7 protein-coding genes and 1 riboswitch are annotated in these 7,536 nt (G+C 38.7%); all 7 genes read right to left on the minus strand.

Going from position 1 to position 7,536, the window contains the following annotated elements; translation table 11 throughout:
* Positions 1-2: 2 nt before the first annotated feature.
* The 7 genes from L634_RS0101640 to L634_RS0101675 all read right to left on the minus strand — a co-directional run bounded on the left by L634_RS0101640 (position 3) and on the right by L634_RS0101675 (position 6,871).
* Entirely contained in the window at positions 3-1,073 is a 1,071-nt protein-coding gene (locus tag L634_RS0101640) for a FecCD family ABC transporter permease (protein ID WP_051428155.1), read from the minus strand.
* Positions 1,074-1,262: 189 nt separating this feature from the next.
* A riboswitch (cobalamin riboswitch) is annotated at positions 1,263-1,453 on the minus strand.
* Between the two features lie 108 nt (positions 1,454-1,561).
* On the minus strand, positions 1,562-2,428 hold the full coding sequence (locus L634_RS0101645; protein ID WP_026580941.1) for a nuclease-related domain-containing protein: 867 nt from the start codon (positions 2,426-2,428) through the stop codon (positions 1,562-1,564).
* A gap of 102 nt (positions 2,429-2,530) precedes the next feature.
* Positions 2,531-2,734 carry a hypothetical protein gene (locus L634_RS34120; protein ID WP_442852677.1) on the minus strand — a complete coding sequence of 68 codons (204 nt, stop codon included), beginning with the start codon at positions 2,732-2,734 and terminating at the stop codon, positions 2,531-2,533.
* Positions 2,735-3,404: 670 nt separating this feature from the next.
* Positions 3,405-4,301, minus strand: a complete 897-nt coding sequence (locus L634_RS0101655; RefSeq protein WP_026580943.1) for an RCC1 domain-containing protein — start codon at positions 4,299-4,301, stop codon at positions 3,405-3,407.
* A 554-nt stretch (positions 4,302-4,855) separates the two neighbouring features.
* On the minus strand, positions 4,856-5,353 hold the full coding sequence (locus L634_RS0101660; protein ID WP_026580944.1) for a DinB family protein: 498 nt from the start codon (positions 5,351-5,353) through the stop codon (positions 4,856-4,858).
* A gap of 693 nt (positions 5,354-6,046) precedes the next feature.
* Positions 6,047-6,535, minus strand: a complete 489-nt coding sequence (locus tag L634_RS0101670) for a DinB family protein (protein ID WP_026580946.1) — start codon at positions 6,533-6,535, stop codon at positions 6,047-6,049.
* Positions 6,536-6,658: 123 nt separating this feature from the next.
* Positions 6,659-6,871: a DUF6366 family protein gene (locus L634_RS0101675; protein ID WP_026580947.1), complete on the minus strand. Its 213-nt coding sequence runs from the start codon at positions 6,869-6,871 to the stop codon at positions 6,659-6,661.
* Between the last annotated feature and the right edge of the window lie 665 nt (positions 6,872-7,536).

The following is a 7,536-nucleotide window of genomic DNA, read 5'->3' on the forward strand; positions in this document are numbered from 1 at the left end:
GCCTATTTCCCCCCTCCAAAGGAATAATTGCTTCTTCTTAACATCCACAGGAAAAAGGGGCCGCCACAAAGCGCTGTTACAATCCCGATTGGCATTTCTTCAGGAGAAATCACTTGCCTTGCAAATATATCAGCCCATACTAAAAAGATAGAACCGATTAAAGCGCTTAGTGGCAAAACTCTTTTATGATCAGATCCTGCAGCTAAGCGAACAATATGGGGAATCATTAAGCCAATAAATCCGATCGCCCCGCATACCGAAACCAATACACCCGTTAATAAGGCCGTAACCACAATTAATAGTTTACGAAAAGTTTCAAGGTTCACGCCTAACGTGACAGCCGTGTCTTCTCCCATTAATAAAATGTTCAGGGAGCGATATTGAGACCATAAAAAGAGAAATCCTAAACATGTGACAAGTGCGGGTATGGGAATGTATTCCCACTTCGCCCCTGACAGGCTCCCCATCATCCAAAACATTGCATTTCTGATCGCTTCTTCTTGAGGAGCCGATAGGACAATAAAGCTTGTAACTGCTGAAAGAATCATCGAAACGACGATTCCAGCTAATAACAATCTCACAGTCGATATCTTCCCGCTAACTTGAGCTAGAAAGTAAACGAGAATAATAGAAATTAAAGATCCTAAAAAAGCGGATAGGACTAAAGCATATTGTCCAAACAATGAAAATGCCCCAAATATAATCACTAATGTTGCCCCAACCGAAGCACCTGATGAAACACCCAATATATACGGGTCAGCTAATGAATTTCGAACAAGCGCTTGAATCGCTGTGCCAATGATCGCCAATCCAGCACCTGCAACCACCCCCAGCATCACTCGCGGAAACCTTAAATTCCATATAATATTTTCCTGAGCCATTGACCAGTCACGATCGATTACCTGTTCAAAAGAAAAGATTTTTGAAATGGCAATCTTCCATACGGTTAGCGGATGGATCGGCACAGGTCCCATCATAACAGCAACGGTTATTGAAACAATAAGTAAACCGATTAAACAAAGGATGGAAAGTGATAACTTAAGGTTAATGCTGAATTTCTTTTCTTTTCCCATGGAAACTGCTTGAACTTGTTCTAACTTTGGCACAAATACACCTCCCTAAAACTTTGTCATCCTTCCTCCCAGACAAATAAAAAAAGCATTTAAACCGATAGAGTTTAAATGCTCACAAAAAATATGCATTAAAATTAGCACTGATACGTTATTTTCCGTAAACACTCCCTCCTATATCCCGTAGGTGCATCGTGTCCATGTAAACAGGCAGGTCTCCTGACTTGTCTTCTTCGCTTCCCTGGCCTTCCCGTTATTCACAGTGGCATTTTTCAGGTCGCTCTGACATACAGTGGCGGGAACCGTGTCGGATTTTAACCGAACTTCCCTTTTAAGCTATAACTATTTCAAATAAGTATAGCACCTGTCTACTAGCAAATATTAACTTTTGATTCATTTTACTATACTGGCAATATGGCTGTCTATAATTCAAAAGGATTGCGCCATTTAGCCATACCTCTTCCCAGCAATTCTCCTGTTCTTACACCTAATTAATTATAATTAGCGCTTTCGATAAGATGTTTTATATTGTTAAGCTGAAAAGCTCCATATATTCTTTTTTGGGATGTAAGTTCATTTATAAAAAACTGTTGTAATTCCTCTTTATTCGTAAACCGTTTAATTATGCTGTTATCCGACCAATCGTGTAATTCTTTTTCATCGTGATTAAAAAATACCAAGATGTTTATCCACGTTTCAATATCCTGACTTTTTAAATAGTTTGATAAGATGACGGCTGTCTGCTGAACCTGGTTAATTGGATTTTCATAAGTCTTTAAAGTTAATGCTCCCGACTCAGCTTTATCAAATATAAGCGTTTCCTCCTTTTCACTGTCTAATAAATCTGCTAAAAAAGAAAATTTGGGGGAGCTCTTTCTTGTCATTCCCATTACTATATGGCCTTTCCAGTTTTTTGTTTCTATTACATATATACCAGTTGGGAAAAGTACAATGTGATCGATTTGCTGGATATTACCGTTTGCTTCCGGTATAAAAATGTTCGGCATAATAATCATTTCATCAGGTGAAATGATTCTTTTTCTAATTAGATCTGATTTAAAATTTTCTAGTATTTGATGGGTAATTATTTCCCCTTGGTTTCTATAATTTTTCCGTATATCTTCATTTTCAATCATCAGCTTTTCTATTTCGCGCTGGTATGATTCAGACAAAAGTGTGACCTTCTCATCGAATGTTGCTGCTGCTGTCTCCATTGAAGCTTTTTGTAATTCTTTAATAGCTGCTAACTCTTGGTAATGGTCGTTTCTCATTTCTTTTTGTTTAACCTTTTCTTTTTTTACTATGTAAGCTAACCAAGCGACAGACACGGCAAGTAAAGTGGAAATTAACCAGGTCATTTATTTTCTCCTTAATTTAAAATATTTTGTTCATCAATGAATTGGGGTTCCGGAAACGCCGCTTTGTTGCATATCTCATTTATACTTTATGAGAAGTTCTTTTCAATTTGTTCCCTCACATCTTGAAAAACCTACAATTCGTTCAGCAACTTCAGCAACTAAAAATAGGTTAGTGAAGCTTTCTGCATCATATTTAATTATTCGTTTAAAGCTGGATTCATCTATGTACGCCTCGCCTTTTTCTCTATCTAAATTTTCTGTTTCACCATCTATCTGCAGCAATCTTACTAGACAAGTTTTTCTCATCCTTTTTCTATTGCAGACCTTACAATATAACGTAAATTATGAATATGAACTGCCTTTGGATTTACCCTTATTACATTTTCTCCTGTCCATTCTATATTGAAATAACCTACCCTGCGTTAATGGAATAACTTATAGTTCATAGTTCGATTTCTTATGAAAAATCCCTTCTCTTTTTCACGAATAAGGCCCTTTTCCAAAAGGAAGAGCGCAATTCTTATTCTGGAATTGCGCCCGTTGTTGAAGATATTAATTTCATTTTGAAACACATTTAAAGGTTTGAAATGGTAACTCATTATAATACTATAAACCCAAGAGGAAGTGGAATCTGATTGAAATTAAAAGCAAATGAACTTACTATAAAGTATCCAATTATTTTTAACGAAAATAAGATTCTGCTTCGTCCTTTCTCCACACTAAAAATAAGAAACTAACAATTAATACAACTGCGTAAACAACAGATGCCATTTTTACCCTCTATCTGGTATGAAAACTCCTTATTTGTTGGAAATCTGAGCTGAACAAAGCAAGCCTAAGTATAATTTTCCTCTTTGTTTATATCATATCCTTCTTCAACTAATGCTGCCCGGTAGCTGAAGTAGCAATTTTCACCTTTTATGTTTAATCCTTTTTTAGGATTTATTAATTGCAGGAACTGTATTTTACCCGAAAACTAATTGTTGGGCAGTTGGATGCCGCGCCAGCCGCTTACATCGCATTGGCCATATTCATTATCACCCACAGCAACCACCGTGCCGTCCGATTTAAGACCGACGGTATGGGCACAACCCGCCGCTATCGCCACAATATCGCGCCAATCACTTACATTACATTGCCCATACTCATTCCAACCCACAGCCGCCACAGTACCGTCCGATTTAAGACCGATGGTATGATTACTGCCCACCGCTATCGCCACAATACCGCGCCAGCCGCTTACATCGCATTGGTCATTTTTATTCAAACCCACTGCCGTCACCGTGCCGTCCGATTTAAGACCGATGGTATGAAGATAACCCGCTGCGACCGCCACAATATCGCACCAGCCGCTTACATTGCATTGGCGATACCGATTATTACCCACAGCCGTCACCGTTCCATCCAATTTAAGACCGATGGTATGCCAGTCACCCGCCGCGACCGCCACAATATCATGCCAGCCGCTTACATTGCATTCAACTTCATTATTTCGGCCCACGGCTACCACCGTGCCATCCGATTTAAGCCCAATGGTACGACGCCAACCTGCCGCAACCGCTACAATATCGCGCCAGTCGTTTACATCGCATTGATCATGCTTATTCCAACCCACAGCCGCCACAGTACAATCAGATTTAAGACCGATTGTATGAGCATTACCCGTGTTCGTTGCCATATGAACATTACCTGCCGCGACCGCCACAATATCGCGCCAGCCGCTTACATCACATTGGCCATATTTATTATCACCCACAGCCGTCACTGTTCCGTCAGATTTAAGCCCAACGGTATGACGACGACCCGCCGCTATGGTAGCTTTAGGCCACCGTTTCACCTTTAACAGTGCTTCCTTCCGTGAAATGTGATCCATGTTTTACCTCCTTGAACACAAGACCTATTTTATTATAGTATCACTTTTGCTTGTTATACGAATCTGCCCGGTAGCTCAATAAGCCTTACTCCATTAAATGGCCCTAGAATGAAAAATGAGCGCTTATCCTTGTTCCAGGATAGCGCCATTTAACAGAAGACTCGATTTCAAGATAATCTTAAAAGACATTAATAACGTTCTCTCTATTGTCCCTGTTTTACGAAAGAACATTTCAAAGACTTTATTGAAGAAACGCACCCTATACTTTAAGTACAGGACTTCACAATCTTTTTTTACACCTCATTAAACTCAATCCCTAAATGTGCTGTACATGCAAAAAGACGCCTTCTTATTTAAGAAGAGCGCCCGACTGTTGAACAATGAAATATGCGAAAGATCGCTCTGCAAATACGTTCTAATTTATTTGACTGACACACCGTTTAGCCATCCATAAAGCAGGAATATCACCCGCCTCACCATAGAGAATGAAAAGGGCTTCACACCGTCAATACTACTTCCACGGCTGGGCGAGGAAGTCGCTGAATTATGGTGCATTAGGACCAATCAACGCCACCCCAAGAGGATTGCAACTTTCGCAACAGAACAATTTGACCGAGATGATACGTATCGTGCATCATGATATTGCTGAGTAAACGCTCAATAGAGTACCTGTTAGCTGCATACGGAGCTTTTAACTTTTTATCGTCAAGGTCAGCAATGACCGTTTTTAATTTATTCATGACTTCATTAAGGCGCTGCACTGTCTGGGCCCACCCAATTTCGTCTTCTGGATCCCCCGGATTTCCAAAGGTTTCTTCATTGTCTTCTGCCTTATGCGGATTCTCTGTGCCCTTAATTCGATGGATTACGTCTTCATTCCAAAATATCAAGTGGTTGACAATCTGCCAAATCGAATTGCTGATTCCCGAACTTGTCCATGCTGCCTCAGCTGCGATTACTCCATGAAGCGCCTGATCCATGGATGCAAACCAATCATTCTCATGGCAATGCATGTCTAGTTGTTCTAAAAACATTTTGGTTACAACTTGCATACAACCAATCTCCTCACTGTTTAGTGTAATCTTTCAAAGTTAAAAGACAAGAAAAAATCTGACTATAGTATAAATTAATCAGTCCTAAAAGGGTAAAAACCAAATCCAAGTGGTCCCTTCCATATTGGACATACCTTTCTCTCCAGCTTCTAATTCTCTCCAACATGGCAGGGTAATCCGAAATTTCCGGGTGACAATAACAATAATCCTCAATCAATTTCGAAAAAAGCCATTCATACGCATAAAATAACCTTCATTTTCGACTGTCGGCCATATAACGAAAAAATATTCTCAATACTCCATTCTTTTATTTTGAGAATACAAAAACCTTGATCACTATGACTTATTCGGCTCATCCAGCTTTTATTCCTTCATCACGACAAATAAAGTACCCTATAGGGCGTCCTTTTTAAATGTCTACTCTATAGGGTACATTTTATTTTTCTGGTTGACCTGTTGGCTAAACGACATACCTGGCCTTTGATTGTATAAGTGGCTTAATTCATATAATGCTTTGGCATAGATGGCTGCCGCTTTAATTAAATCATCGGTCTCTATAAATTCATCAATTTGGTGAGAGCTATCTATCCCTTTGTTTATGCCCTCATTTAAATATGTAATTTCCCTATTGTTACTATAAGGCAGCACAATGATATAAAGTGCAGCATCCTAAGGCATTTTTCTTATATAAATCTAATCTCTCGTCCCCAGTACATCAGTATTTGGCGTTTCATACCCTAACTGGCGCGCCATCGCCATGATCTGTCCTTTGTGATGGTATTCATGAGTAACAGTGTGGATGAACAGTTTTCGAGGAGTCATTGAAATCGATTCAGTTGATTCTCTCCAAGGAATAGGTCGCACGATTGGCTCATCCATTTTTTGAGAAAATGACTCAAGAACCTCATCCACATATGCATCTGCTTTTTCAAAAAGTGCTCTAATTTCCTCGATACCGATTGTCCCCAGATTTTCTCTAGGTGTGATTGGTCTCTTCGTTTTTAATAAAACAAATGATCCTAGCCAGCCATGATAGCAATTCGCTACATGAACAAGTGTGTCACGCACATTCTGCCAACCGAATCCCATTTCACGCGTAAAATCTTTTGGATCCATTCTACTGCAAAAGTCCAAAAGCACTTCTCGGTTCTCTCTGACCCATTCGTATTCTTTCCGATCCATAGTATCCTCCCTATTTTTCTATAACACATATGTGTTCTTTTTTATCTTATTTTGTGTCTATTACGCATATCAGTGTTTTTTTCTTCTTCAATAAACCCGCCTTTTATTTGAAGAAGGTTAGCTTTAAAAAATCAGTTTATATATAACAATTCCCACGATTAATCCAATAATTACTATCCCAGTCCCTTTCCAACCCAAACTACCAGTTAAATCAGTTAAATTCCCATTAGCTCCTCTATTTAAGGAATCCTGTAAAGAACCAGTTGGATTATTTTTTAATTCACTTTGTCTTAATTGTTCTCTTTTATCTTCAGGTGTTTCATTGTGATTATTCAAACTAAAACCCCCTACGCATAGTTTTTCTATTGTGAATATATTCTATATTTTACCTCCTATACCTTTTACACTAACCTCCCTCAATAAAAGAAGCGAAAACGGCTGTTTACTCTTGTTTTCTTAGATTTTCATAGTTAATTACCTGCCGGTAAGTCCTTTATTGTTGGAGATTCATCACTTGAAAGGATATAACTGGATCCTTAAAGAAAAAAATTATATGGAAGAAAAAATTTGAATATAAACGATAAAAACAACGTAAATAACATAAAAAATTACTGCAAATTATAACATTAAAGATATTTGTAAAATTATGTTAATATTAGAATAGATAATTAAGGTAGTGTCAAAAGATTTATGAAAACTACCTAAAGGGTTAGTTTCTCTCCTATTTACTGGATGGAGATGCGCCGCAATCGCTCTTGACAAACACGCCAATGGTTTGAGGATTGTTTAACAAGGGCGAAGGGAACAAAAGAAGGCATACCAAATAAGCCCTTGGTTGTTTCCATTTTAAACCATTGGCAAGTTCGGTTTGTCAAGAGTTCGCTCCGCCGATTGCTGAATTAGCTTAAGGGCTCAGCTAAACAAAAAGTTAGGCTTGTCTTTGTTCTACTATCCATTGTTGTGCTAATCCAATGAGCTTTGTCCAACGTGCTGGCATTGTT

Origin of the sequence: Bacillus sp. J33 (assembly GCF_000518885.1) — a bacterium.
Lineage (GTDB): Bacteria > Bacillota > Bacilli > Bacillales > Cytobacillaceae > Cytobacillus.